Genomic DNA, 23,256 nt, shown 5'->3' on the forward strand with positions numbered 1-23,256 from the left:
CGCTTACTCGGCGGCTTGTGTGGCAGGTGCCAGCACGGCGCGGATGGCGGTCGGGTCGATATCGTCGTGTTCGGCGATCACAACCAGGCGGCCAGCGCGGGCTTCGTCGGGTTTCCACGGGCGGTCGTACTGATGACGCACACGTGCGCCAACGGCCTGCACCAGCAGACGCATCGGTTTGCCCGCAACGCTGGCATAGCCCTTGATCCGCAGGATGTTGTTTTCGCGCGCCAGCTTTTCGATGGCGGCCACCAGATCGGCGGGATCCGCCAGTTCCGGGATATCGACAACGATGGTGTCAAAGTCGTCATGTTCGTGATCGTCGTGTCCATCGTGATGGGATGGACGCGCATCCATGTCGTCTTCGGCGGCGGCCTCGAGACCCAGCAGAACGCGCGGATCAACCACACCTTCGGCCACTTCGATCACGGGCAGGGGGCGGGGTGCCTCGGCTGCGATGATTTCTTTAGCTTTCGCAACACCTTCGGGACCTGCCAGATCGGGCTTGGTCAGAAGGATGATATCAGCGCAGGAAATCTGATCTTCGAAAACTTCCGAAAGCGGCGTTTCGTGATCAAGGCTTTCATCCGCAGCACGCTGTGCATCGACGCGCTCCACATCGGGGGCAAAACGGCCTGCAGCCACGGCTTCGGCATCGGCAAGCGCGATCACGCCATCGACGGTGATCTTGGACCGGATATCTGGCCAGTCGAAGGCCTTCAGCAAAGGCTTGGGCAGCGCAAGGCCGGAGGTTTCGATCAGAATATGTTCGGGGCGCGGTTCCAGCGCCATCAGCGCCTCGATCGTCGGGATGAAGTCATCGGCCACGGTGCAGCAGATACAGCCGTTGGCCAGTTCAAGAATGTTTTCCGCAGGGCAATCCGGAATGGCGCAGCCCTTCAGGATTTCGCCGTCGACACCCACATCGCCGAATTCGTTGACCAGCACGGCCAGACGTTTGCCGCCGGGATTCTGGATCAGGTGCGAGATCAGTGTTGTCTTGCCCGAACCGAGAAAGCCGGTGATCACTGTAACGGGTAGTTTCGCGAGGTTGGTCATGTCAGGCCTCCTCAGGCTCAGTAACAGGGGGTATGCGCGCAACGCAGTTGCGCTTGAAGTGTTCGGGTCGCTCGCGCCATGGAATGATGCCATCCGCGCTTTCGTGATATTGCACTGCACCAGACAGGATCATCTCTGGATGCGACATTTCGTCGACGTTTGCGAAAACATACGTCCATTTGGCATCGCCACCACGCAGGGCAACGGTGCAGCCATGATCGCAATTCTGAAGACATTTGACTGGTGTGATCCGAAGCCCGTCCGGCCCATCCAGCGCGGTCAGCCCGTCAAAAAGGGCCTGGCCGGGGCGGCGTTCGTCTTCGGGCAGCTCTTGGCCGCGTCGGCATTGAATGCAGACCAACAGTTCCGTTTGCTGCGGGCTTTCGGATTTCGCATCCATAGTTTTACTGGTCCCATCCCATCGGGAACGCGGGGCCGGATTGCGGAAAGGGACCGTTACTCGGTGCCGCCTCCGATTCCGGCACACCCCGTCCGGTTACAAGCGCATCGCGCTGGCAGGTCTCCCGGCTCACGGATTTGGGGTGTTCGCCCTGCGGCTGCTCATCCTTCCCAGCGTCGGCCAGTGGCACTGAGCGGCCTTTTCCGTTCACGGTCGCGGGGGCGGCTGTGCTTGACCGTGTAGATCGCGGCTGCACATTCCCTTTTCACCTGCTAACACAGGCACCAACACGCAGCCACATGGTCTGAATCCCGTGGCTTTGTCAAGAAAGAGGATACTGCCATGACCACCGACGAAAACCTTCGCCACGCCGAGAAGATGCGCAAGATCAAAGCTGCGCGCGACCGTATGATGGAGACCAAGACCGAAGAGAAAGGTCTGATCATGGTCCACACCGGCGCTGGTAAAGGCAAGTCGTCTTCTGGCTTTGGCATGATCATGCGCTGTATTTCCCACCAGATGCCCTGCGCGGTGGTGCAGTTCATCAAGGGCAACTGGGACACCGGCGAAAAGACGTTCCTGCGCGAACGCTTTGCGGATGAGTGCCGTTTCTTTGTGTCTGGCGAAGGCTTCACCTGGGAAACGCAGGATCGCGAACGCGACATTGCGGCGGCCCAGAACGGTTGGCGGATTGCCAAGGAACAGATCCTTGATCCCGAGATCCAGTTTGTGCTGCTCGATGAAATCAATATCGCGCTGCGCTACGACTATATCGATATCGACGAGGTGGTCGATTTCCTGCTGAACGAAAAACCGGCGATGACGCACGTCTGTCTGACAGGCCGCAATGCCAAGCCCGAACTGATCGAGGCCGCGGATCTGGTGACCGAAATGACGCTGATCAAGCATCCGTTCCGTGACGGTGTCAAAGCACAGGCTGGCGTCGAATTCTGATGGGCCGCGCGCTGATGATCCAAGGCACCGGATCCAACGTCGGGAAATCGATGTTGGTTGCGGGTCTTTGCAGGGCTGCCAAGCGGCGGGGGCTGTCCGTCGCGCCGTTCAAACCGCAGAACATGTCCAACAATGCCGCCGTTGCGCAGGAAGGCCACGAAATCGGCCGTGCGCAGGCGCTGCAGGCGCGCGCGTGTGGATTGGCACCGCATACGGACATGAACCCGGTTCTGCTCAAGCCCGAAACGGATATCGGCGCGCAGGTTGTGGTGCAGGGTAAGCGGCTGACAACGGTCCGTGCCCGCGAATACGCCAAGCTGAAGCCACAGTTGATGGAGTCCGTTCTGGACAGCTTCAATCGGCTGCGCAGCACCTATGACCTGGTGATTGTCGAAGGCGCGGGCAGCGCGTCGGAAATCAACCTGCGCAAAGGCGACATCGCCAATATGGGCTTTGCCGAGGCGGCTGATGTTCCTGTGGTTCTTTGCGCCGATATTGATCGCGGCGGGGTCATCGCGCAGGTGGTGGGCACCAAGGTTGTGTTGCCTGACGGTGATCGGGACCTGATCAAAGGGTTTCTGATCAACAAGTTCCGCGGCGATCCGACACTGTTCGATGACGGCTACAAAATGATCGAGGAGCAGACCGGTTGGCGCGGCTTTGGCGTCGCGCCTTGGTTTGCCGAAAGCTGGCGTTTGCCTGCCGAAGACGCCTTGGACATTGCCTCGCCGCCATCGCGCGACGGGTTGCACGTTGTGTGTTTGCGGCTAAGCCGGATTGCCAATTTCGACGATCTTGATCCGCTGGCGCAGGAACCCGGCGTGCGTGTCACCATGCTGTCGCCCGGCGATCCTGTTCCCGCCGATGCGGACGTGGTGATCCTGCCCGGTTCCAAATCGACGCGGGGTGATCTGGCGTTCATGCGCGAACAGGGCTGGGACATTGACGTGATTGCGCACCACCGCCGTGGTGGCCATGTGCTGGGCATATGCGGCGGCTATCAGATGCTGGGCCGCGCGGTGCATGATCCTGACGGGATGGAGGGGCCTGCGGGTTCAACGCCGGGCCTTGGGCTGTTGGATATCGAAACACGGATGAGCGGCGACAAAAGCCTGCGCGAGGTTTCGGCACGTCACGCGGCCTCGGACCTGCCGTTTCATGGCTATGAAATCCACATCGGCCAATCAGACGGTCCTGATCGCGCACGGCCCTTTGCTTTTGTGGGGGACACACCCGAAGGCGCGGTTTCCACCGACGGGCGTGTCTCTGGCAGCTATTTGCACGGGATGTTTTCCGACGACGGGTTCCGGACAGAATGGCTGTCCCGTCTGGGCGTCGCGCCGTCGGGGAACGCCTATGAGGCGACAATCGAACAGACGCTGGATGCGCTGGCCGATCATCTTGAAACGCATCTTGATGTGGAAGGCTTGCTTGAACTGGCGCGGTGATCAGCGATCTTGCCAGTGGACTTTTGTGTTTTCCTGCCATCCGGCACGGTGAAGCAGGGGGGTGTCGTCGTTAAACTCGGGGTGTCCGATGCACAGGTAGGCCGTGAAGCGCCACGTATCGGGCACGTCGAACAGCTTTTCGATGCCATCCGGATCAATGATCGACACCATGCCTACACCGATATTGCAGGCGCGGGCCATCAGCCACAGCGAATAGATCGCCATGGCCGTCGATTGTTCAAGGGTCTGGGGCATCGTCTGACGGCCCAGACCACGTCCTTCGACAGGTGCGGTTTCGGTGAACACCGCCAGTTGTTCAGGTGCGGCGTCCAGCCCGGACAGCTTCAGCTTTTCATACGCGGCGCGGTCCGCGTCGCCATAGGCCTGTGCTGCCGCCGCATTCTGTTTTGCAAAATCATCGCGGACCTTTGTGCGCAGATCGGGATCGATCACGCGGAACACCCGCCACGGACGGGCGTTGCCGACCGAAGGGGCGCTGTCCATCGCGTGGCGCAGCTTATCCAGCATGCCGTCGGGCAACGGATCGGTCCGGAAGTGGCGAATATCGCGCCGCCACGTCAGAATGTCCTGAAGCTGCGCGCGATGCGCATCGGTCATTTGCATGTCGCAGCCTCCATGGCGGCTTCAAGCTGGGACCAGCGGTCATCTTTGGGCAGGCCCAGACGTATCCAGCTGTTCGAATAGGGGAAAATCCGGCTCCAGACATGATGCGCGGCAAGGGCATTTTGCGCGGCGGTCGCATCCGGTGTGGCGTAGGTCCGGAACAAGGGCGTGCCGCCCACCACTTCCCAACCCGCTTTTTGTGCCATCCCGTCCAGTCGGTCAGAGCTTGCCGCCAGCCAGTCTATCGTCTGTTCTTGCCAATTCGTGTCGGCCAGCGCCTGACAGGCGATATCAATCGCGGGGCCTGATACGGGCCACGGGCCGACCATGTCCGCCAGCCGGTCGGCCAACGAACCTTGTGCCAGTGCAAAGCCCAGCCGAACACCGGCGAGACCATAAAATTTCCCGAAAGACCGCAGGATCACAACGTTGTCCTGTTCCAACTGCGGGGCCAGCGATAAGTCTGGTTCAGGATCGCCAAAGCTTTCGTCGATGATCAACAAACCAACCTGCTGTGACAGCGCCTGAAGGCGGTCAGGTGTGGTGCGTCGTCCGTCGGGGTTGTTGGGGTTGACCACGACGGCCAGATCAGCACCGGCCAGAGCGTCAAGCTTACTGACCTCATCCACTTGCCAGCCACAGGCCCGCAGCGCGGCGGCGTGTTCGTTGTAGGTCGGAGCCAGCACCGCTGCACGACCGGGCGCGCGCAGCCACGGAACGATCTGGATCGCGCCTTGGGCGCCGGATGTTGCGATCACGCGGGCGGGCGTGTTGTAGGCTTTGGCCGCGACGTTGGACAACCGCGCCATCTCGGTCTTGCGAGGTAGAACTTCCCATGATGTTTGCGGGATCGGCGGTAACGGGTAGGGCATCGGATTGATGCCGGTGGACAGGTCGAGCCAATCGTTCGACGTCCCGCCGAAGCGGGCCATCGCTGCATCCAGATTGCCGCCATGATCTCTGCTCTGTGTCATCGGGGCCTTAAAGCATCGCCAGTCCGGCCAAAGCAAGCCCGCAAAGAACAAGGGCGCGGTGATAGAGTGACACAGCCTTGCGCATCGCCTGCGCATCGGGATCTGGTGCCCCTTCGTTCAGCCAAGGCTCGTTGGCTGTGTGACCATCATAAATCCGTGGGCCGGATAGCCTGACGTTCAACGCAGCGGCCATTGCGCCCTCGGGCCAGCCAGCGTTGGGCGAGCGGTGGTTCGGTGCATCGCGGAGCATTGATTTCAAGGCAACCAACGGGCGCCTGGAGGCACAGGCAAAGGCCAGACCGGTCAGGCGCGCGGGGATCAGGTTGACCACATCATCGACCCGCGCAGCGACCTTACCAAAGGCTTCGTACCGGTCAGACTTATGTCCGATCATCGAATCCATCGTGTTGATCGCCTTGTACGCATAAATGCCCGGAAGCCCCAGCAGCGCCCCCCAAAACAGCGGCGCGACGATCCCGTCTGATGTGTTCTCAGCAAGGCTTTCTGTCGCAGCGCGCGCAACGGCGGGTGCATCCAGTTGCGATGGATTGCGCCCGACGATCATGCTGACAGCGTAGCGCGCGGCGGGCAGATCGTTGGCGGCCAAGGCCGTGGCGACGGCTTGGTAATGATCGCGCATGGACCGCAGCGCGATCATCGGCCAAGCCAGAACCGCCCCGATCAGCGTTCCGATCCAGCTGTCGGGCAGGGCGGCTTGAACCACGATCATCGGGACCGCAGCCAAGGCGACAACGACCAGAACGGTCACCGCGCCGCCAAAGATACGGGCGTTCCGAGAACCGTTGTTCAGGCGTGTTTCGCAGAGAGTGATCGCCTTGCCGATCCACGTCACCGGGTGCCCGATCCGCGCATAAAGCTTGTCCGGCCAGCCGAAGGCCAGATCAAGGATCATTCCGCCCAGCATCATCAACGCGAAACTCATGCGCGACCTGTTTGAAAGCAAAGGATGTCTGTCAGGCCCGCCTCGCGCAGGGCGTCTGCGCCATGGGGCGGGACCGTGTCGGGGGTAAAAACAAGCCCGCGCGCCGATCCGGTGTGCGCCCGAACCATGCCCAGTGCCCCAAGGTCGCGGGCCAGATCGGCCATCGGGTCGGTAGGACCACGGCGCGTTGTGCAGCGTTGTGCTGAAGACGTGGCGATGGCGGCAAGGCGCGTAAGATCGCCTTGGTTGGCTGCGGCCTGCCAGTCATCGATCAGGTCACTGACGTCGTCGAAATCGGTATCTGCTGCATCGGTGCGTTGCGGCGCACCCCATAACCCGCCAAGGATGGTCGCGAGCGGAGGTGGGGTAACTTCGCGCAGGACACGCCCCTGCCGCGATGCCCAAACCAGTCGGTCAGGGTCTGCGAACATCAACGGGTCGCTTGCCTGCTCGGCGGCAATGCACGCCTCTGCCAGCGTTTCATCGGCCCCACCGAAACCCGCCGCGCGGGCCAGCGCCACCAAGGTTGCCGTCGACGCGCCGCCGCCGATGCCCAACGGGAAGTTCCGCGTGACGCCGGTTGGCAATGCGTCGATCCCCAATCGGGCCGCAAAACGTGACAACACGTCATCGCTGAACGCCATCGTGTCGTCGCCCGGTGCAGTGACACGGAAGTCAGGGCAGGGCAGTGTGATCAGAACGACCGGTCCCTCAGGGCCGAAACGTCCCTGCACCCATTCGCCGAAATGTCCTGTGACGGTGGCCGGTGTCATCTGCCATTCACCTCGATCGCGGACAACGGACCGTCGGGACCGCAGCGCAGGCGCGTGACGGAAAGGTTCGCCACCTCGAACGCAAGCCCGCCGGGAACATGCCCTGTTACCAAGGCCAAGGCCGCGCGGATCACGCCGGCGTGGACGACCAGCGCCGTGGTCCCGTGCGTCAAAGCCGCGCGGCTGTGGTCTGCCAAAGCAGGGGCCACACGATCGCAAACTTGCGCAAAGCTTTCACCGCGGGGGGCGGCGTATCTTGCCAGATCGGCGCTGCTGAGGACGCCCAGATCGGGAAGCTCTTCGAACAGTAGGCCATCGTGGTCGCCAAAGTCCTGTTCCCACAGGCGGTGATCCTGTTCAAAGCTGTCAAACAAAGCCTCTGCCGTTTGGCGGCAGCGTAGGGCGGGGCTGCTGATGACGCGTGCGATAGGGCCGATTTTGGCCTTCACCGCAGCTACTGCATCCGCGTCGATTTTCGCGTCCACGTCCGTGCGGCCAAACAGGCGACCGGGAACAGCGACGGGCGCGTGACGGATCAGGATCAACTCGGCGCTGGAGTTCGCATTTGTACCCAAGAGGTCGGCTTTCGGACTTTATTTTTGCATTGGAAAGTGCTTTCCCACGGAATGATGAAAAAGTCGATACTGATAACCGGTGGCGCGCGGTCGGGGAAATCCCAGCTGGCGGAACGCAAGGCGCTACAGCCCTGTGGGCGGGCTATCTATATCGCAACGTCGCGGATCTATGATGGCGACACCGAGATGGCAGCACGCGTGGCAGCCCATAAGGCGCGACGCGGTCCGGAATGGACCGAGGTCGATGCGCCCACCGATCTGGCTGGCGCCTTGGTGTCCACAGACGGTGACCAGCCCAGGCTGGTGGATTGCCTGACCCTGTGGCTGACCAACCTGATGCTTGATGACGCAGACTGGCAGGCCGAAACCGGCCGTCTGGTCGAAACACTAACAACACAAAGCGCGCCTGTGGTCTTCGTGACGAACGAAGTCGGGCTGGGGATCGTGCCAGAGAACAAACTGGCGCGGGCCTTTCGCGATGCCGCTGGCTACGTGAACCAGGCCGTGGCCGAGGCGTGCGATGAAGTCTGGCTTGCGGTGGCAGGCCATCCAATGAGGGTAAAACCAAATGACACTCCTTTCTGACATCACCTCGCTTGAAGCTGTTGCTGCTTTGGCTGAAACCCTGCCTGCGGCTGACGCTGGTGCGATCAATGTCGCGACCGAGCGTCAGAACAGCCTGACAAAACCGATGGGTGCATTGGGTCGTCTGGAAGAACTGGCGATTTTCATGGCCGGTTGGCAGGAAACAGATCGCCCGTCGATCAAGCGCGCTCAGGCCGTTGTCTTTGCCGGCAATCATGGCGTTTGTGCCCAAGGGGTTAACCCGTTCCCGCAGGAAGTAACTGCGCAGATGGTGGCCAACTTTGAACATGGTGGCGCCGCGATCAACCAGCTGTGCCGCGCGAATGGTGCGGATCTGTCTGTGATCGCGATTGATCTTGATACGCCCACCAACGACATCACCCAAGGCGCGGCCATGTCCGAGGCTGAAACACTGGACGCGATGTGCCGTGGGGCCGAGGCCGTTGATGCTGACGCAAGTGTGCTGGTTCTGGGGGAAATGGGGATCGGCAACTCGACGATTGCTGCGGCCCTTGCGATGGCGGCCTTTGGTGGCGATGCAAAAGACTGGGTCGGGCGCGGCACCGGATCGGATGATGCGGGCGTGAACCGCAAGGTCGACGCGATCACCCGTGCCTGCGCGGCCAATTCAGACGCCTCTGGTCTTGCCCTGTTGTCTGCTGTTGGTGGTCGCGAACAGGCGGCCATTTGTGGCGCCGTTCTACAGGCGCGCGCGCTGCGTATTCCCGTCATTCTGGACGGGTTCATCTGTACGGCTGCGACTACACCCCTGTTTGCCGCCGATCCGCGTTTCCTGGATCACTGCGTCGTCGGCCACGTCAGCCGCGAGCCCGGCCATGCGCGTCTGTTGGATGCGCTGAACAAACAGCCGGTTCTGTCTTTGGACATGGCGCTGGGCGAAGGGTCGGGCGCGGCAGTGGCACTGGGCATTCTGCGGTCTGCACTTGAATGCCACAACGGCATGGCAACCTTTGCCGAAGCAGGCGTGTCCGACGGATGAGCCTGCGCGGACGCCTTGCAGAAGTGCAGTTGGCGGTGATGATGCTGACACGGCTTCCCGCCGGTCGCATCACGGGCGACGCGCCCGACCTGTCCGCTGCGCGCTGGGCGTTTCCCTTTGTGGGTCTTCTGATCGGTGGCCTGACATGGGCGGCCCATGCAGCGGCCACCGCTGTGGGCCTGCCGCCGATGGTGTCTGCAGGCGTGGCCTTGGCCGTTCTGGCGCTGGCGACGGGTGCTTTGCATTTTGACGGGCTGGCAGATTACGCCGATGGCATAGGCGGCGGGCGCGACAAGGCCCATGCGCTTGAGATCATGCGTGACAGCCGCGTGGGCAGCTACGGCGTGCTGGCGATGATCCTTGTGTCGCTTCTTTGGGTCGGCTCTGTCGCCGCCGCTGCGCCGGGTTTTCCCGAGTTTCTTTTCGCTGCCGTCCTAAGCCGTGCCGCGATGGTCATGGTGCAGGAGGCTTTGCCGCTGGCGCGCAACGACGGGATGGCGCAGCTTGCGTCAGGCCGTTCAAACGCAGCACGGGGTGTGGTGGCGGTCTTGGCCGTCGCGGCGCTGGTCGTTTGGCCCGTGCAATTGGTTGTATGTGCCGCGATGGCCGCGTTGATCGCCTTTCAGGCGAAGCGGAAGATCGGCGGGCAGACAGGTGATGTTCTGGGGGCTGTTCAATTCCTGACGGAAACGGCGATCTGGATCACCTTTGCGTCCAGCCTGCTTGGCTGAGAACCCGAACAATGAGGTCTGGGAACACCCGTGCCCTTCTGTGCGAAAGGAAGCGCAAAACGTGTATTCCTGCATGCCTCGATTTGACACTGGAAACCCCGGACACAGATGCGTAGACAGGGGCGACACTTTGCGATGGACGACTATGCTATGAATGATCTCTTCAACAGCTTTATGACCGGACCTGACGAAAAGGGCCGTTTCGGCCAGTTCGGCGGCCGGTTCGTGTCGGAAACGCTGATGCCGCTGATCCTTGAGTTGGAAAAGCAGTATGAGCATGCGAAGACTGACCAGAGCTTCTGGGACGAGATGGACTATCTCTGGAAGCACTATGTTGGCCGCCCGTCGCCGCTCTATTTCGCCGAACGCCTGACAGAACGTCTGGGCGGCGCGAAAATCTATCTCAAGCGTGACGAGCTGAACCACACCGGCGCGCACAAGATCAACAACGTGCTGGGCCAGATCATTCTGGCGCGTCGTATGGGCAAGACCCGTATCATCGCGGAAACAGGGGCCGGCCAGCACGGCGTGGCGACGGCAACTGTCTGCGCCAAGTTCGGTCTGAAGTGCGTGGTCTATATGGGGGCGCACGACGTTAAGCGTCAGGCACCGAACGTGTTCCGTATGCGCCTGCTGGGGGCCGAGGTTGTGCCGGTCACATCCGGCCGTGGCACGCTGAAAGACGCGATGAACGATGCGCTGCGCGATTGGGTGACCAACGTCCGCGATACGTTCTACTGCATCGGCACAGTCGCCGGTCCGCATCCCTATCCGGCGATGGTGCGTGATTTCCAGTCGATCATCGGCAAGGAAGCTAAAGAACAGATCATGGAGGCCGAAGGCCGTCTGCCCGATACGATCATCGCCGCCATTGGTGGTGGGTCGAACGCGATGGGCCTGTTCTATCCGTTCCTTGACGACAAGGCGGTCAACATCATCGGTGTTGAGGCCGGTGGTAAGGGCGTAAACGAAAAGATGGAGCATTGCGCGTCTTTGACAGGCGGGCGTCCGGGCGTTCTGCACGGCAACCGTACCTACCTGTTGCAGGATGACGATGGTCAGATCCTTGAAGGCTTCTCGATCTCGGCGGGTCTGGATTATCCGGGCATCGGGCCCGAGCACGCTTGGCTGCATGACATCGGTCGCGCGCAGTACGTGGCGATCACCGACCGCGAGGCGCTGGACGCGTTCCAGCTTTGCTGTGAAACCGAGGGCATTATCCCCGCGTTGGAGCCGTCGCACGCGCTGGCTCACGTCGCGAAAATCGCGCCGGAACTGCCGAAAGACCATATTATCGTGATGAACATGTGTGGTCGCGGCGACAAAGACATCTTTACAGTCGCCAAGGCGCTTGGGTTCGATATGAGCGACACAGAAGGCCGCACAATCGACTAAGTTGTTGTTCTATATGCGTTTGCGAAACCCCGCTTTTCCAAAAAGCGGGGTTTTTCTTTGGATAAACCAAAGTTTATGGCGCTAGTCCTGCGGTTTATGCAGGGTGATCTAGACCGTGGGTTGATAGCCTGAGTTGTCGTTTACCGATCATCTAACACGGCACAGCTTTGATGAGAGGAGATCACTATGAAGCGCCAGACACAGAAACTCGGACTGGTTCTGGCAGCAGGCCTGATGGGGCAAATGGCCTTGGCACAATCCGCGACTGATCAGATCGTCACAGACCTGCAATCGCAAGGCTTCACTGCCATCGAAATCAAAACAGGCCCGACACAGATCAAGGTCGAAGCAATTCGCGGCGATCAAAAAGTCGAAGTCATCTATGATGCAGCGACAGGTCAGATTCTGAAGCAGGAAGTCGAAAGCTCGGCCGGCGAAAACATCAGCCCTGGTGTCAGCATTGATCAGCGTGACGAAGATTTCCTGGATGAGGATGATCTCGACGACGACGACGACGACGACGACGACGATGAAGACGATGACGACGATGACGACGATGATGACGACGATGACGATGATCATGACGACGATGACGACGACGATGATGATGATGATGATGACGATAGCGACGATGACGACGACGATGATGAAGATGATGACGACGATGATGATGAGGACGACGACGACTGATCAGTCGGTTCGTCCAAGACTCATGACCTTCGTGCCACCATGGTTTATTCCCGTCCCGTCCTGTGAAAAGGTTTGAGCCATGGTGCCGCGTTATCTACATACTCTTGTTCTGATTGGTGCGCTGCTGTCCGGCGTTCCCGCGCTGGCGCAATCGGCACAAGACCAGATTGTCCAAACCCTACGCAATCAGGGATACACGCGGATCGAAGTGTCCCGCACATGGCTTGGCCGTGTGCGGGTACATGCAGAGTCGCCTTTTGGTGAACGTGAAATCGTTTTCAATCCGAAGACCGGAGCTATCCTTCGGGACTATTTCGAAGACGAAAACGACGACGATGATTATGATGACGATGATCACAACACGTCGTCGGGCAGTTCAAGCGGAAGTTCGTCGTCCAACAGTGGCTCTGGGTCGAATGACGATGACGACGATGATGATCGTGACGACAACGATGATGATGACGACAGCGACGACGATGACGGTGACAGCGACGACGATGAAGAAGACGACGATGACGAAGATGATCACGACGATGATGATTGACCGGCGCGCATATCCCGCAACATGACTGACGGGACTTAATACATGAAAGAGCGGTTGATCTTTTCCCTGCTACTGGCGCTTCAGTTGATCTGTGCGTCAGTGTTTTTGTGGGAGCTGCTGTCATCGCTTATCGGGTTTTCGTCGAGACCGATTTCTTGGGCGCTTTACGAAACCATCGAAATTTTGGCAGGCGTTGGCCTGATCCTCGGGGTTGTGATGACCGCCATTCTACTACGCAGAAGCGCGCGAGCGCGTGACAAGGCCGAAGCATCGCTGCGTCTGGCGTCTGGGGCATTCATGGATGTGCTGAACGAACGCTTTACCGAATGGGGTTTGACCCCTGCCGAACGGGACGTTGCGCTGTTTTCAATCAAAGGCCTGTCCACGACCGAAATCGCCGCCCTTCGCCAGACATCAGAGGGCACGGTCAAAGCGCAAACAAACGCCATCTACCGCAAGGCGGGCGTCAGTGGCCGACCCCAGCTTTTGTCGCTGTTTATCGATGCGCTGATGGACGATCAGGTGGCGATGGTACCAGCCACCGTCACCGATGATGCGGCCTGACGTTAGCCGTTCAATCCGTATTTCTTGAGAATCTCGAAGGGCACGATTTCCAGTGCTTTCTGGTGCGTGGCCTCAAGGTTCACGCGCGGGGCGCAACCTTCGTCATGGGCTTGCAGGAAGCGACCCGCGCACAGGCACCATTGATCCCCCGCGTTCAGGCCGGGGAAATTGAACTCGGGTCGCGGGGTCGACAGATCGTTGCCCACGTATTTCGAAAAGGCCAGAAACTCTGCCGTCATGATCGCACAAACGGTATGGCTGCCTTGATCGGCCATACAGGTGTTGCAATGGCCGTCACGGTAGAAACCTGTCAGGGGATCATCAGAGCAAGACTTCAGGTCTTGGCCGAAAACATTCAGTGAAGCGTCTTTTTCCATATTTCAATCCAAGCGCGTCGGGCCGGTCCAGTCCACCCATCTTCCGTGAAAATCTGCGCGGCCCAATACGATTTCGCGCGCTTCTGGCCAAAGTGTCAGTGTCACCAGCGCCCCTTTGCCCTGACCGTCGTTTTCCATGGAAATGCGGGCAAGGGGTCGGTCTGCGCCAAAGGTGTTCATTGCTTTCATGGCGGTAGCCTTGGTTGCCTCGGGGAAATACTGCCACGCGACGGTATGATAGATCACTGCCATATGGTCGGGATCGGTGCGGGGCAGGGCATCAGTCAGCCAATCGCCCGCATCGCCTGCATCCGGTGTCAGGCCACTGCGATGCGCGGCCTCAAGGGCGGCTTGCGTGCGGGTTTTGCGATCTTCCTGATCGGGCCAGATGTAGGACATCAACCGTTCGCAATCTTCGGACTTTTCGGCCGAGATCGGCGTCAGATCAACGCCGCGCCGTGCTGCGATATCGACACTGGCGGGCGCGGGATGGTCGCCTGTCCACTCGGGTGTTAGGGTGAACAGCGGGTTTTGCGGGCCGTAGCGGACAGTGCCGGTGTCCACAGCGAACTGGTCGTTCAAGAGGTTCAGACCGGCGCTTGCGCCCAGTTCCATGATCGACAGCGGTTTGCCCGCCCACGCGGCGATCAGGTGCAATGCGGGGATGATCACCGCAGACCTGCGGACTTCGTTGGTTTGCGGGGCCGAGGCGAGCAGGGGAATGATCTGGTCGGCTTTTGCCGTCAGCGCGGTTTCAACGATTGTCCACAGCGCCGCATCGTCCGTTTCGTGCGGCGGCCAATGGGGCGACAGATCAGGGTCGCCGCGCAGAACCAGCTGGTGCAACGCACCCGCCAGTCGCAGCGGCACGGAATCCGCCTGAATCGAGGGATCACCGTTCCAGTTCAGGACATGCGCCCCAACGGGACTATCCGTGGTCAGATGCTCAGCGCACAGCGTCATCAGACGTGCATTGAAGGGCGATCCCAAAGCGGCGCAGGCGGTTGCCTGAGCGCGAAAGACGTCGAGCACTGTCATCTGAATTTATCCGCCAGTTTTTGCAGCGGGCTGCGTGTGTCCTCGACGGGTTCCTGCGCGGGGTCGGGGGTCGTGGCAGGCTTCGGATCAGGCTTTCTCTTGGGTGTTGTGGAAGAACGCGGAGGAGCGGTCCGCAGTGCGACCTTGTTCATAAAGCCACCAGCATCGCCATCGGCCAGATCCGCCGCACCATCGGAAATTCCGCGCATCATGTCATCCAGCCAGTCCTGTTCGGCCTTGGCAAAATCATGCAACACATAACCCGCGACCAATTCCTTGCGGCCCGGATGACCGATGCCCAGACGCACGCGTTGATAGCCTTCGCCGATATGTCCGTGGATCGAGCGCAGACCATTATGGCCCGCGTGCCCGCCACCCATTTTGACCTTCAAACGCCCGGGCGCGAGGTCAAGTTCGTCGTGGAAAACACAGACGTCAGCGGGATCGATTTTGTAAAATCGCATCGCTTCACCAACCGACTGGCCTGAGCGGTTCATGAATGTCATCGGCTTCAGAAGCAGAACCTTGTCAGAGCCCAGACGGCCCTCGGTCAGCTCACCCTGAAACTTGGATTTCCACGGGCCAAAGCCGTGGTCTTCGGCAATGCGATCAAGCGCCATGAAGCCGATATTGTGACGGTTTCCAGCGTACTCTCGTCCCGGATTTCCCAGACCGACAAACAGTTTCATCGCAGCCCTCCATGGTTGCGCACCAGAAATAGGCGCAAGGCGGGGTATGCGCAACCAAGCGGGGCGCACATCCCCCGCTTGGCGCAACAGACAGGTCCAGAGTGATCAGGCCGCGTTGGCCGAGATCAGTGTTTCAGCGATCTGCACCGCGTTCAGTGCAGCGCCCTTCAGCAACTGATCGCCAGACAGGAACATCGCGATTGTACTGCCCGACGGATCGCCCAGATCGGTGCGGATGCGGCCGACCAGAACTTCGTCAATGCCAGTCGCGTCGCTGGGCATCGGGAAATAGTTCTTGGCGGCGTCATCCACCAGACGGACGCCCGGCGCTTCGGCCAGACAGGCGCGGACCTGTTCGGGGCTGACATAGCCGTCAAAGCGGATCGACAGGGCGATGGAATGGGCGCGCAGTACCGGCACGCGCACGCAGGTCACGCCGATAGGCAGTTTCGGCATATGCAGGATGCGGCGTGTTTCGGCGATGACCTTCAGTTCCTCGCCGTTATAGCCGGTTTCTTCATCGATCTCGGCGTTGTGGCTGAACAGGTTGAAGGCATAGGGGTGGGGCAGAACCTTTTGTTCAAAGGGTTCGTTCGCCAGATGCGCCTGTGTTGCGGCGCGCAGTTCGTCCATGGCCGCCGCACCTGCGCCCGATGCGGATTGGTATGTCACCATGTTCAGGCGCGACACGGTCCAGCACTGGGCCAGAGGGGCGAGCGCCACAGTTGCGATGGCTGCCACACAGTTGGGGTTCGCGATGATGCCCGCGTGGGGCGCAAGGGCGTTTGCGTTGGCTTCGGGCACGACCAGCGGCACGGTGGAATCCATGCGGTAGGCCGAGGAATTGTCGATCACGACAGCGCCCGCGCGCACGGCCAGCGGGGCATATTTGCGCGACAGTGTGGCACCGGCCGAGAAAAAGACGATGTCGCAGCCGTTGAAACTGTCTCCGGTCAGTTCTTCGACTGGCAGGGATGTGTCGCGGAATGACATCAGTTGGCCAGCAGAGCGGGCGGAGGCCAGCAGCCGCAGTTCGCCCACAGGCAGCTTGCGGTTTTCAAGGCAGCGGATCAGTTCGCGGCCCACAGCGCCAGTTGCGCCGACCACGGCCACAACCAGCGCATTGTCTTGGTAGGGATCAGAGTCCTCGGAATTCAGGGATACATGTGCGTTCATTGGTCTTCTCTCTGGTTTTGTCGGAGAGGACGGGAACGCTGATCATCAGAGCCCCGTCCGCTTCCGGCGGGGCTGTCTGTTTGTCAGTCTCAGATGGTAGACAACACGACAACACCCCCCGCCGGAGCGGTGGTCTTAGTCGCCATAATTGTTGTCATCATCATCGTCATGGTTGTGCGCTTAGCAAAGGACAGGGGGATATGGCAAATCTTTTTTGATCGCTCGTGCCACTAGTGCGGAAAGTGTGGCCGATGCCAATGGCAGTCTAGCCACCGAAGAGCCCGCCAAAAATGTCGCCAAAGGTTTCGCTGAGCGATGCCATGATGCCGAAAATGATCACAACGCCTGCGATCACCATGATCGTCCATGTGAACAGCTGGAACCCGATGGCCAGCCCTCCAAGGGCGATGCCCGAAAAGGCAACCTGTCCCCGTTCACGGCGCATGAAAGATGCGATGCCGAGTATGAACGCAACCGCGGCAAGCACACCAACGAGAACCTGCAAATAGTCGTCGATGTTCTTTTCCGGTGCCACCGGTGCCGGTTGGGGCTGTCCGGCCACCGATCGCGCGGCGGCCTTGGCGATATCTGCGGCCAACTCGCCCAATGTGACATCCACGCTTTGTTGGGGCGCAAAGGGGCCAGCCCAGAAGATTGCAATGGTCAGAACAAGCGCGCAGGCCCCTGTGGCAAATCCCATCCAGCCAACGGTCGCCGTCTGTGGTCGTGCAACATCTGTCATGGCGTGTGTTCCCTTTTGTGGTGCTTGAAAGGCCGGATGTGATGAAAGTGGACACAACTTATTGGCTAGATGTCAATCATTTTGGCTGAAGTATCGCACTTGGAAATACAACCCTTAGACGTGAGTAACCGCACAGAGTTTCAGGGAATGACATTCTAGGATTCTCAGGCAGCAATCATTTGGCTTGAACGGCTCTATCGAAACTTAAACCTCGACAGGGGCGGGGAATAAGGGGTTAGATCAAGATGTTCAGGGGACGAGGGGCTATTTTGACCAACTTATTGATCCGCGTGTTTCGACCCTTTTCCGCTTCGAAATCGCACGTGACATTTTTAAGAGTAGACGGTTTCTGATGGCGATTATCTTGTGTCTCTTGCTGTTGCAGCTGAAACATTTTCTGGCTGACTTCTGCTTCCAAACGCCCGCCATGCTTGGCGCGAAAGGCCAGTACGGGGCTATTGGCGGGGTTTTACATGCCGTGTTGCACGGGATCGGGACAACCATCGCGCTTTTGTTTTTCGCACCTGTTCCTATCGCTTTGGCGTTCGGGGCGGGGGATGCCATCGTTCACTACCATATCGACTGGGCCAAGGTCCGGTTTCAGGGGAATGCCAAACCACATGACCATATTTTCTGGGTACAACTCGGGTTCGATCAGTTTCTTCACCAGCTCACCATGCTGGGCATCGTCTATGTTGTCTTTGTGATGCTGGTCTGAGCGAATGTCGTCCTTACTCGCCATTGATCCGGCCCTTTTTGCGCGTGCTGCTTTGGTCTTTTATGTGGCGGGCCTGCTGGTGCGCGACGGGCTTTGGCTGCGCATTCTGCTGTTGTTCGGAACGGCCTTCTACATCCTCTATTACTTCACCGTCGGTGACACGCCGCTTTGGGATGCGATCTTTGCCAGCCTGATGATCGGGGCCGCGAATTTGGTGACCTTGATCCGTATTCTGGTCGAGCGGACGACGTTGGGCATGACGGCAGAGCGCAAGGCGCTGTTTGCGCATTTCCCCACCATGACGCCGGGCCAGTTCCGCAAGGTGATGCGCGCAGGGCAGGTCAGGACGGTCGATCAGCCCGAACAGCTGGTGTCTCAGGGCGCCGTGCCAAAGTCGCTGTATTACGTGCTGGAGGGGCCTGTATTTCTGGAGCGCGACGATCAACGGATCAAAATGCAGTCGAACGTTTTCATCGGCGAGATTTCGTTCATTCAAGGCAAAGCGAGCGAGGCCACTGCTACCGTTGATCTGGGTCAAGGGGCGCGGTTCATCGAATGGGATCGAAAACGCCTTTATAAAATCCTTGAACGGTCACAGCCCCTGTCCAACGCGCTGACCGCGCTGTTCAATCGGGATATGAGCTCTAAGCTGACCCAAAGCTTTCCGTCCCCCGGCACAGCCTGAAACCGCATTCGGACGCCAGCCAAAAGAAAAGCCCCGCTGGATCAGCGGGGCTTTTCTGTAAGTCGTGCGACAGAAGATTATTCTTCTGCTGCAACTTCTTCTTCTTCGCCTTCGGCTTCGTTTTCTGCGGAAACCAGACCGGACGGTGCGGAAACGTTGCAGATAACAAAGTCGCGGTCGATTGTCGGCTTTGCACCTTCAGGCAGTGCCACCTGAGAGATTGTCAGCGTGTCGCCGATGGCCATGCCAGAGACGTCTACTTCGATCTTCTCGGGGATGTCGCCGGCTGTAACAACCAGTTCGATCTCGGGGCGAACAACAGTCAGAACGCCGCCGCGCTTGATGCCGGGCGCTGTTTCTTCGCCAACAAACTCAACCGGGATGTACAGGTTGATTTTTGTTGTGCGGCGCAGACGCATGAAATCGACGTGTGTCGGCAGATCTTTTACGACGTGACGCTGAACGTCACGGCAGATCACGCGCACGTCTTCGTGGCCGTCAACCTTGAGGTTGAACAGGGTCGACTTAAAGCGACCGGCCTTCAGGCGTTTCAGCAGGGCGTTGAAGGGGATGTTGATCGGAAGCGGATCCGCGTCACCACCAAAAACAATGCCAGGAACCAAGCCGTCGCGACGTGCTTGACGAGCGGCGCCCTTGCCTGTCCCCGTACGTTCCTGGGCGTGAAGATCAGGAATTTCTCCAGCCATGATGTATTCTCCATATCATAGGGCAGGGTGCCTCCAAGGCTGTCACCCCGCATGAAGCCCGCGCGATAGACTGGATTCCCCCGATTGGCAAGAAGATTCACCCACTGGACGGGGAAGTTTCCCCGTGGCACGTCGGATTCATGATAAACGATCTGCATATCAGCCGCGGACCAGCCGCCGCCTTTATCGCGATGGGCCTCTTCTGGGGTGCTTTCGCAGCCTTGGTGCCGGACATCAAGGGCAATGCGGGACTGTCCGACGGGCATTTCGGTGTGGTCATGCTGATTTCGTCGCTTGGGGCGATGTTGTCGATGTGGCTGGCCCCTTGGGCGGACATGCGCTTGGGGCGCATGGCGCTTCCGGTGGTCACGGCTTTTGTGGCGTTATTCGCAGTCTTGCCCGGCGTGGGCTGGAACGGCGTTACGCTGGCGGCGGGCATGATCCTTGTCGCGGTGGCGATGGGCACGATGGACGTGGTGATGAACGCCCGCGTTTCCGCGTTCGAGGCCGAAAGTGGCCGGTCTTTGATGAACCTGAACCATGGGCTTTATTCCATGGCATACGCGCTGTCCGCCGTTCTCACGGGGCTGGCCCGCAGCGCAGGGTGGGGGCCGTTCGGTGTTCTGGCCTGCGTGTCGGTCCTGACCTTTGTCTTTGCGGTCTTGATTGCTTTCAGCCCTGTGCCCAAGCCCGTCGCGGATGAGGAACATTCCGACACGACCCTGCCGTGGGCCTTGATCGTGCCTGCAGGCGTGATCGTTCTGCTGGCCTTCCTGTCCGAACAGGCGACAGAAGGCTGGTCAGCGCTGCATCTGGAGCGTGCCCATGACGCCAGCCCTGCACAAAGCGCGTTGGGGCCTGCGTTGTTGGGGCTGACCATGGGGATCGGCCGGTTGTCGGGTCAGGTTGTGGCGCAGCATATGTCTGAGCGCGTGGTCATCACATGGGGCGCGGCGGTAGCAGCCATCGGCGCGATTATTGCGGCTTACGCCCCCAGCCTGGCCTTGGCCTATTTCGGCTTTGCGTTGCTGGGAACGGGCCTGTCGGTGACCGTTCCGATGTCATTCGCGTGGGTCGGTAAGCATCTGCCAGCCAAACAGCGGGCCTACGGCATCTCGCGCTTGTCAGTGATTGGCTATGCGGGGTTCTTTATGGGGCCGCCCATCATGGGGTTCGTGTCCGAGGCCGCGGGGCTTTCCGCGTCGTTCACCGTCATCGCCGTGTTGATGGTCATCGTGCCGGTGGTTCTGGTGCCTCTGACGGCACGAAACGCGCGCTGAGCGGACCCAGCGCGCGAAGATTGATCAGGCGTCCCAGCCGTCGGAAAAGCCTTTGGGGACGTACAGGATATCGCGGTCGACCTTGGTCACATCGCGGCGGCCACACAGCGCCATGGATGTGTCCAGTTCCTTGTGAATGATCTCAAGTGCTTTGGTCACGCCTTCCTGACCCATCGCGCCCAGACCATAGACATAGGCGCGGCCGATCCATGTGCCTTTCGCGCCCATCGCCAGTGCCTTCAGCACGTCCTGACCCGAACGGATGCCGCTATCGAGATGCACTTCGATCTTATCACCAACGGCGTCCATGATCGGCTCCAGCGCCTTGATCGATGAAATCGCGCCGTCCAACTGGCGGCCACCGTGGTTCGACACAACGATAGCATCCGCGCCCACATTGCAAGCCTCAAGCGCGTCGCGCGGGTCGATGATGCCTTTGATGATCAGCGGGCCGTCCCACATTTTGCGGAACTCGCGTATGCGATCCCAATCCAGCGACTGGTCAAAGGCCTGCGCGGTCCACGACGACAGCGAGGACGGATCGGTCACACCGCTGGCATGGCCCACGATGTTGCCAAAGAAGCGGCGTTTGGTTTGCAACATGCCTAGACCCCAGCGAACCTTGGTCATCATGTTGGCGACGGATTTCGGCGTCAGTTTGGGCGGGGCGGACAGGCCGTTTTTCAGGTCTTTGTGACGCTGGCCCAAAAGCTGAAGGTCGACGGTGATCACCGCCGCCGAACATTTCGCATCCTTTGCGCGGTCGAACAGACGCTGCATGAAGTCGTCGTCTTTCAGCGTGTAGACCTGCATCCAGAACGGGGCTGATGTGTTTTCGGCCACATCCTCGATCGAACAGATCGACATGGTGGACAGGCAGTAGGGCACGCCGAAATCCGCAGCAGCCTGGGCCGCTTTGATTTCGCCGTCAAAGTGCTGCATGCCGGTCAGGCCGACGGGGGCCAAGGCCACGGGCATCGATACATCCTGACCGATCAGCTGGCTTTTGGTCGACCGGTTGTCCATGTCGACGGCCACGCGCTGGCGCAGGTAAATTTCGTCAAAGTCCGATGAGTTTTCGCGGAAGGTCTGTTCGGTCCAACTGCCGCTTTCGGCGTAGTCGTAAAACATCTTGGGAACGCGCGCCTGATACATGCGGCGCAGGTCTTCGATATTGGTGATTACGGCCATCGGTCTCTCCCATCCCTTCGACGGGTTAGGCGTAGCCGCAGGACCGGCGCAGTGCAATAACCAGTAGTTGGTATACCGAACAGGTTTCAGTGCAATTTCAGGCGCGGTTTGAAGGCGCGGCTGAAGAAGGACGTGATGATCTGGACCGTGCCACGGAAAGGCCCGTGTACCTGCAGGATATGCATCCGGTAGAGCGATTGGTACGCCAGCCGCGCGACGCGCCCCTCAATCGCCAGTCTGCCGCCGACCAGATTGCCCATCAGGCTGCCGACCGTGGCAAAGTGCGATAGCGATACAAGCGACCCGTGGTCTTTGTATTCGAACTGCGGGGCGGGTTTGCCTGACTCAAGCGCTGTGATCGCGCGGGCGACGTGATCGGCCATCTGATGCGCTGATTGTGCGCGTGGCGGAACGGGCCGCTGTTCACCGGGCAGGACGCAATGGGCGCAGTCGCCGATGGCAAAGATTTTCGGGTCGGTTACGGATTGTAGCGTGGGTTCGGTCACGAACTTATCCAGATTGGATAGCTCAAGATCGGACAGGGAAGGCACATCCGGTTCACCCCTGACACCAGCGGCCCAAAGCACCATGCTGGCGGGGATGAACCCGTCATCGGCAGTATCCACACCATCCTTGAGCACTTCAGTAACGCGCGTTCCAGTATGAAGTTGCACGCCCAGATCGGTCAGTTCGTCGCTGACCTTTTGCACCAGCTTTTCGTCCAGTGCAGGCAGCAGGCGGGGTCCAGCCTCGATCAGATGCAGGCGCAGGGCGTCGGCGTCAAAGTTGGTCAGGCCGTAAGACCGCAGGGCGCGGGCGGATTGTTCCAGTTCCGCCGACAGCTCAACCCCCGTCGCGCCGCCGCCTACGATGGCGATGTCGACAGTCGCATCCGTTTCGCCGCGCTGGCGGCGGTCATTGACGCGCAAACATTCGTTCAGCAGCTTTTTGCGGAACTCGTCGGCCTGCGCACGGTGTTCAAGGAAAAGCGCATGTTCACGGACGCCGGGCGTGCCGAAATCGTTGGACACGCCGCCGAACGCCAGCACGAGGTAATCGTAGTCCAGCGTCTGGGCGTCCAGAATGACCTCGCCCTCGTCATCCAGCAGGGGGCGTGTTGTGATGGTTTGTGCGGTGCGGTCGATCCGGTCCAATTCGCCTTGGTAAAAGCGATATCCCCAGCGCGCGGCGTGGCCGCCGTAGCCGACTTCTTCAAGGTTGGGATCAAGCGCGCCTGCGGCGACTTCGTGTAACAGCGGTTTCCAGAAATGTGTCCGGTTGCGATCGACCAATGTGACAATATGGTCTTTGTTGCGGGCAAGTTTGCGGGCCAATCCAAGACCTGCGGCGCCACCGCCGATAATCACGATACGTGTTTTGCTGTTGGGCATAAT

27 protein-coding genes and 1 riboswitch are annotated in these 23,256 nt (G+C 59.9%); of the genes, 12 read left to right on the forward strand and 15 right to left on the reverse strand.

The genetic code is table 11. The features are described 5' to 3' along the window. Positions 1 to 3 precede the first annotated feature (3 nt). Both cobW and C4S59_RS13780 read right to left on the reverse strand, forming a co-directional pair. Entirely contained in the window at positions 4 to 1,059 is a 1,056-nt protein-coding gene (gene cobW, locus C4S59_RS13775; RefSeq protein ID WP_103911104.1) for a cobalamin biosynthesis protein CobW, read from the reverse strand. Between the two features lies 1 nt (position 1,060). Further along, on the reverse strand, positions 1,061 to 1,459 hold the full coding sequence (locus C4S59_RS13780) for a DUF1636 family protein (RefSeq protein ID WP_103911105.1): 399 nt from the start codon (positions 1,457 to 1,459) through the stop codon (positions 1,061 to 1,063). Between the two features lie 97 nt (positions 1,460 to 1,556). After that, positions 1,557 to 1,763, reverse strand: a riboswitch (cobalamin riboswitch). A gap of 38 nt (positions 1,764 to 1,801) precedes the next feature. Between C4S59_RS13780 and cobO the strand changes: the two genes are divergently transcribed. Then, positions 1,802 to 2,413, forward strand: coding sequence for a cob(I)yrinic acid a,c-diamide adenosyltransferase (cobO, locus tag C4S59_RS13785; RefSeq protein ID WP_103911244.1), 612 nt, complete (start codon positions 1,802 to 1,804; stop codon positions 2,411 to 2,413). After that, a complete protein-coding gene (locus C4S59_RS13790; RefSeq protein WP_103911106.1) occupies positions 2,413 to 3,861 on the forward strand; it encodes a cobyric acid synthase in 1,449 nt (482 codons plus the stop codon). Before cobO ends, C4S59_RS13790 begins: the two co-directional genes overlap by 1 nt. Here the strand turns inward: C4S59_RS13790 and bluB are convergent, their stop codons facing one another. From bluB to C4S59_RS13815, 5 genes are read right to left on the reverse strand one after another with little or no spacing between them, the layout of a single operon-like run. Then, positions 3,862 to 4,485: a 5,6-dimethylbenzimidazole synthase gene (gene bluB, locus C4S59_RS13795; RefSeq protein WP_103911107.1), complete on the reverse strand. Its 624-nt coding sequence runs from the start codon at positions 4,483 to 4,485 to the stop codon at positions 3,862 to 3,864. Continuing rightward, a complete protein-coding gene (gene cobD, locus C4S59_RS13800; protein ID WP_103911108.1) occupies positions 4,476 to 5,459 on the reverse strand; it encodes a threonine-phosphate decarboxylase CobD in 984 nt (327 codons plus the stop codon). Before cobD ends, bluB begins: the two co-directional genes overlap by 10 nt. A 7-nt stretch (positions 5,460 to 5,466) precedes the next feature. Beyond that, positions 5,467 to 6,402, reverse strand: coding sequence for an adenosylcobinamide-phosphate synthase CbiB (gene cbiB, locus C4S59_RS13805; protein WP_103911109.1), 936 nt, complete (start codon positions 6,400 to 6,402; stop codon positions 5,467 to 5,469). Beyond that, on the reverse strand, positions 6,399 to 7,175 hold the full coding sequence (locus tag C4S59_RS13810) for a propanediol utilization protein (RefSeq protein WP_103911110.1): 777 nt from the start codon (positions 7,173 to 7,175) through the stop codon (positions 6,399 to 6,401). The genes cbiB and C4S59_RS13810 overlap by 4 nt, the downstream gene beginning before the upstream one ends. Next, positions 7,172 to 7,750: a histidine phosphatase family protein gene (locus C4S59_RS13815; RefSeq protein WP_103911111.1), complete on the reverse strand. Its 579-nt coding sequence runs from the start codon at positions 7,748 to 7,750 to the stop codon at positions 7,172 to 7,174. Before C4S59_RS13815 ends, C4S59_RS13810 begins: the two co-directional genes overlap by 4 nt. 54 nt (positions 7,751 to 7,804) lie before the next feature. Between C4S59_RS13815 and cobU the strand changes: the two genes are divergently transcribed. The 7 genes from cobU (at position 7,805) to C4S59_RS13855 (ending at position 13,259) form a co-directional block, all read left to right on the forward strand. Beyond that, positions 7,805 to 8,335, forward strand: coding sequence for a bifunctional adenosylcobinamide kinase/adenosylcobinamide-phosphate guanylyltransferase (cobU, locus tag C4S59_RS13820; protein WP_103911245.1), 531 nt, complete (start codon positions 7,805 to 7,807; stop codon positions 8,333 to 8,335). Continuing rightward, the gene (gene cobT / locus C4S59_RS13825) at positions 8,319 to 9,335 is read left to right on the forward strand and encodes a nicotinate-nucleotide--dimethylbenzimidazole phosphoribosyltransferase (protein WP_103911112.1); all 1,017 of its coding nucleotides are present in this window, start codon (positions 8,319 to 8,321) and stop codon (positions 9,333 to 9,335) included. Before cobU ends, cobT begins: the two co-directional genes overlap by 17 nt. Beyond that, entirely contained in the window at positions 9,332 to 10,066 is a 735-nt protein-coding gene (locus tag C4S59_RS13830) for an adenosylcobinamide-GDP ribazoletransferase (RefSeq protein ID WP_103911113.1), read from the forward strand. Before cobT ends, C4S59_RS13830 begins: the two co-directional genes overlap by 4 nt. A 150-nt stretch (positions 10,067 to 10,216) precedes the next feature. Further along, on the forward strand, positions 10,217 to 11,461 hold the full coding sequence (gene trpB, locus C4S59_RS13835) for a tryptophan synthase subunit beta (protein WP_103911246.1): 1,245 nt from the start codon (positions 10,217 to 10,219) through the stop codon (positions 11,459 to 11,461). Positions 11,462 to 11,647: 186 nt separating this feature from the next. After that, positions 11,648 to 12,151: a PepSY domain-containing protein gene (locus C4S59_RS19695; protein ID WP_234994776.1), complete on the forward strand. Its 504-nt coding sequence runs from the start codon at positions 11,648 to 11,650 to the stop codon at positions 12,149 to 12,151. Positions 12,152 to 12,230: 79 nt separating this feature from the next. Further along, on the forward strand, positions 12,231 to 12,695 hold the full coding sequence (locus C4S59_RS19700) for a PepSY domain-containing protein (protein ID WP_200813222.1): 465 nt from the start codon (positions 12,231 to 12,233) through the stop codon (positions 12,693 to 12,695). A gap of 42 nt (positions 12,696 to 12,737) precedes the next feature. Then, positions 12,738 to 13,259 carry a helix-turn-helix transcriptional regulator gene (locus C4S59_RS13855; protein ID WP_103911115.1) on the forward strand — a complete coding sequence of 174 codons (522 nt, stop codon included), beginning with the start codon at positions 12,738 to 12,740 and terminating at the stop codon, positions 13,257 to 13,259. 2 nt (positions 13,260 to 13,261) lie between these two features. Here the strand turns inward: C4S59_RS13855 and C4S59_RS13860 are convergent, their stop codons facing one another. The 5 genes from C4S59_RS13860 to C4S59_RS13880 all read right to left on the reverse strand — a co-directional run bounded on the left by C4S59_RS13860 (position 13,262) and on the right by C4S59_RS13880 (position 17,281). Further along, positions 13,262 to 13,636 carry a DUF2237 family protein gene (locus C4S59_RS13860; RefSeq protein ID WP_103911116.1) on the reverse strand — a complete coding sequence of 125 codons (375 nt, stop codon included), beginning with the start codon at positions 13,634 to 13,636 and terminating at the stop codon, positions 13,262 to 13,264. Between the two features lie 3 nt (positions 13,637 to 13,639). Continuing rightward, entirely contained in the window at positions 13,640 to 14,674 is a 1,035-nt protein-coding gene (locus C4S59_RS13865; RefSeq protein WP_103911117.1) for a DUF2332 domain-containing protein, read from the reverse strand. Beyond that, a complete protein-coding gene (gene pth, locus C4S59_RS13870) occupies positions 14,671 to 15,363 on the reverse strand; it encodes an aminoacyl-tRNA hydrolase (RefSeq protein WP_103911118.1) in 693 nt (230 codons plus the stop codon). The genes C4S59_RS13865 and pth overlap by 4 nt, the downstream gene beginning before the upstream one ends. Before the next feature lie 105 nt (positions 15,364 to 15,468). Beyond that, on the reverse strand, positions 15,469 to 16,539 hold the full coding sequence (locus C4S59_RS13875) for an aspartate-semialdehyde dehydrogenase (protein WP_103911119.1): 1,071 nt from the start codon (positions 16,537 to 16,539) through the stop codon (positions 15,469 to 15,471). A gap of 265 nt (positions 16,540 to 16,804) precedes the next feature. Then, positions 16,805 to 17,281: a hypothetical protein gene (locus tag C4S59_RS13880; RefSeq protein ID WP_103911120.1), complete on the reverse strand. Its 477-nt coding sequence runs from the start codon at positions 17,279 to 17,281 to the stop codon at positions 16,805 to 16,807. Positions 17,282 to 17,633: 352 nt separating this feature from the next. Between C4S59_RS13880 and C4S59_RS13885 the strand changes: the two genes are divergently transcribed. Further along, on the forward strand, positions 17,634 to 17,999 hold the full coding sequence (locus C4S59_RS13885) for a DUF3307 domain-containing protein (protein ID WP_103911121.1): 366 nt from the start codon (positions 17,634 to 17,636) through the stop codon (positions 17,997 to 17,999). Between the two features lie 4 nt (positions 18,000 to 18,003). Further along, positions 18,004 to 18,684: a cyclic nucleotide-binding domain-containing protein gene (locus C4S59_RS13890; protein WP_103911122.1), complete on the forward strand. Its 681-nt coding sequence runs from the start codon at positions 18,004 to 18,006 to the stop codon at positions 18,682 to 18,684. A 77-nt stretch (positions 18,685 to 18,761) separates the two neighbouring features. Here C4S59_RS13890 and C4S59_RS13895 read toward each other — a convergent pair whose 3' ends face one another. After that, the gene (locus tag C4S59_RS13895) at positions 18,762 to 19,391 is read right to left on the reverse strand and encodes a 50S ribosomal protein L25/general stress protein Ctc (protein ID WP_103911123.1); all 630 of its coding nucleotides are present in this window, start codon (positions 19,389 to 19,391) and stop codon (positions 18,762 to 18,764) included. A gap of 140 nt (positions 19,392 to 19,531) precedes the next feature. Here C4S59_RS13895 and C4S59_RS13900 point away from each other — a divergent pair, with 140 nt between their 5' ends. After that, positions 19,532 to 20,671, forward strand: a complete 1,140-nt coding sequence (locus C4S59_RS13900) for an MFS transporter (RefSeq protein WP_103911124.1) — start codon at positions 19,532 to 19,534, stop codon at positions 20,669 to 20,671. A 24-nt stretch (positions 20,672 to 20,695) separates the two neighbouring features. Here the strand turns inward: C4S59_RS13900 and C4S59_RS13905 are convergent, their stop codons facing one another. Both C4S59_RS13905 and C4S59_RS13910 read right to left on the reverse strand, forming a co-directional pair. Continuing rightward, positions 20,696 to 21,862: an alpha-hydroxy acid oxidase gene (locus C4S59_RS13905; RefSeq protein WP_103911125.1), complete on the reverse strand. Its 1,167-nt coding sequence runs from the start codon at positions 21,860 to 21,862 to the stop codon at positions 20,696 to 20,698. An 86-nt stretch (positions 21,863 to 21,948) separates the two neighbouring features. After that, positions 21,949 to 23,253 carry an NAD(P)/FAD-dependent oxidoreductase gene (locus tag C4S59_RS13910; RefSeq protein WP_200813223.1) on the reverse strand — a complete coding sequence of 435 codons (1,305 nt, stop codon included), beginning with the start codon at positions 23,251 to 23,253 and terminating at the stop codon, positions 21,949 to 21,951. Between the last annotated feature and the right edge of the window lie 3 nt (positions 23,254 to 23,256).

This window comes from Thalassococcus halodurans (genome assembly GCF_900108225.1).
Classification (GTDB): Bacteria; Pseudomonadota; Alphaproteobacteria; order Rhodobacterales; family Rhodobacteraceae; genus Thalassococcus; species Thalassococcus halodurans.

Bases quoted from the DNA above. Each gene is read 5' to 3' on its own strand.
- cobU (WP_103911245.1), top strand. From the start codon at position 7,805: ATGAAAAAGTCGATACTGATAACCGGTGGCGCGCGGTCGGGGAAATCC.
- C4S59_RS13875 (WP_103911119.1), bottom strand. From the start codon at position 16,539: ATGAACGCACATGTATCCCTGAATTCCGAGGACTCTGATCCCTACCAA.
- C4S59_RS13880 (WP_103911120.1), bottom strand. From the start codon at position 17,281: ATGACAGATGTTGCACGACCACAGACGGCGACCGTTGGCTGGATGGGA.
- C4S59_RS13895 (WP_103911123.1), bottom strand. From the start codon at position 19,391: ATGGCTGGAGAAATTCCTGATCTTCACGCCCAGGAACGTACGGGGACA.
- C4S59_RS13860 (WP_103911116.1), bottom strand. From the start codon at position 13,636: ATGGAAAAAGACGCTTCACTGAATGTTTTCGGCCAAGACCTGAAGTCT.
- C4S59_RS19700 (WP_200813222.1), top strand. From the start codon at position 12,231: ATGGTGCCGCGTTATCTACATACTCTTGTTCTGATTGGTGCGCTGCTG.
- cbiB (WP_103911109.1), bottom strand. From the start codon at position 6,402: ATGAGTTTCGCGTTGATGATGCTGGGCGGAATGATCCTTGATCTGGCC.
- C4S59_RS13790 (WP_103911106.1), top strand. From the start codon at position 2,413: ATGGGCCGCGCGCTGATGATCCAAGGCACCGGATCCAACGTCGGGAAA.
- cobO (WP_103911244.1), top strand. From the start codon at position 1,802: ATGACCACCGACGAAAACCTTCGCCACGCCGAGAAGATGCGCAAGATC.
- C4S59_RS13905 (WP_103911125.1), bottom strand. From the start codon at position 21,862: ATGGCCGTAATCACCAATATCGAAGACCTGCGCCGCATGTATCAGGCG.
- pth (WP_103911118.1), bottom strand. From the start codon at position 15,363: ATGAAACTGTTTGTCGGTCTGGGAAATCCGGGACGAGAGTACGCTGGA.
- C4S59_RS13780 (WP_103911105.1), bottom strand. From the start codon at position 1,459: ATGGATGCGAAATCCGAAAGCCCGCAGCAAACGGAACTGTTGGTCTGC.
- cobW (WP_103911104.1), bottom strand. From the start codon at position 1,059: ATGACCAACCTCGCGAAACTACCCGTTACAGTGATCACCGGCTTTCTC.
- trpB (WP_103911246.1), top strand. From the start codon at position 10,217: ATGAATGATCTCTTCAACAGCTTTATGACCGGACCTGACGAAAAGGGC.
- C4S59_RS13810 (WP_103911110.1), bottom strand. From the start codon at position 7,175: ATGACACCGGCCACCGTCACAGGACATTTCGGCGAATGGGTGCAGGGA.
- C4S59_RS13855 (WP_103911115.1), top strand. From the start codon at position 12,738: ATGAAAGAGCGGTTGATCTTTTCCCTGCTACTGGCGCTTCAGTTGATC.
- cobD (WP_103911108.1), bottom strand. From the start codon at position 5,459: ATGACACAGAGCAGAGATCATGGCGGCAATCTGGATGCAGCGATGGCC.
- cobT (WP_103911112.1), top strand. From the start codon at position 8,319: ATGACACTCCTTTCTGACATCACCTCGCTTGAAGCTGTTGCTGCTTTG.
- C4S59_RS19695 (WP_234994776.1), top strand. From the start codon at position 11,648: ATGAAGCGCCAGACACAGAAACTCGGACTGGTTCTGGCAGCAGGCCTG.
- C4S59_RS13910 (WP_200813223.1), bottom strand. From the start codon at position 23,253: ATGCCCAACAGCAAAACACGTATCGTGATTATCGGCGGTGGCGCCGCA.
- C4S59_RS13890 (WP_103911122.1), top strand. From the start codon at position 18,004: ATGTCGTCCTTACTCGCCATTGATCCGGCCCTTTTTGCGCGTGCTGCT.
- C4S59_RS13830 (WP_103911113.1), top strand. From the start codon at position 9,332: ATGAGCCTGCGCGGACGCCTTGCAGAAGTGCAGTTGGCGGTGATGATG.
- C4S59_RS13900 (WP_103911124.1), top strand. From the start codon at position 19,532: ATGATAAACGATCTGCATATCAGCCGCGGACCAGCCGCCGCCTTTATC.
- bluB (WP_103911107.1), bottom strand. From the start codon at position 4,485: ATGCAAATGACCGATGCGCATCGCGCGCAGCTTCAGGACATTCTGACG.
- C4S59_RS13885 (WP_103911121.1), top strand. From the start codon at position 17,634: ATGGCGATTATCTTGTGTCTCTTGCTGTTGCAGCTGAAACATTTTCTG.
- C4S59_RS13865 (WP_103911117.1), bottom strand. From the start codon at position 14,674: ATGACAGTGCTCGACGTCTTTCGCGCTCAGGCAACCGCCTGCGCCGCT.